The following is a 289-nucleotide window of genomic DNA, read 5'->3' on the forward strand; positions in this document are numbered from 1 at the left end:
CATTTACGGTTTGGCCGCTTACTTCTATAGTGGCAGTTATGCACGCTCATGGCGCGTCACCGAAGGTCTTGAGTACGGCATTATCGGCCACAACACTGGTTTGATATCTACTGAAGTTGCGCCATTTGGTGGCGTCAAGCAGTCTGGCTTTGGCCGTGAAGGCTCGAAATATGGCATCGAAGAATATGTTGTGACCAAATACTGGTGTTCTGACGTCAGCTAATGTTTGATTTCAACGCCGCACTGTAAGCTGTTCATTAAAAGCACCTCTTACCTAGCACCTAATGCT

The 289-nt window shown here is 47.4% G+C and carries 1 protein-coding gene; it reads left to right on the forward strand.

Annotated elements, in window-relative coordinates; all coding sequences use genetic code 11:
* The coding region (locus AAEY75_RS14560; RefSeq protein WP_352259962.1) for an aldehyde dehydrogenase family protein at window positions 1-223 on the forward strand (223 nt) is incomplete at its 5' end.
* Between the last annotated feature and the right edge of the window lie 66 nt (window positions 224-289).

It is taken from the genome of Psychrobacter sp. TB55-MNA-CIBAN-0194 (assembly GCF_040309505.1).
Classification (GTDB): Bacteria; Pseudomonadota; Gammaproteobacteria; order Pseudomonadales; family Moraxellaceae; genus Psychrobacter; species Psychrobacter fozii.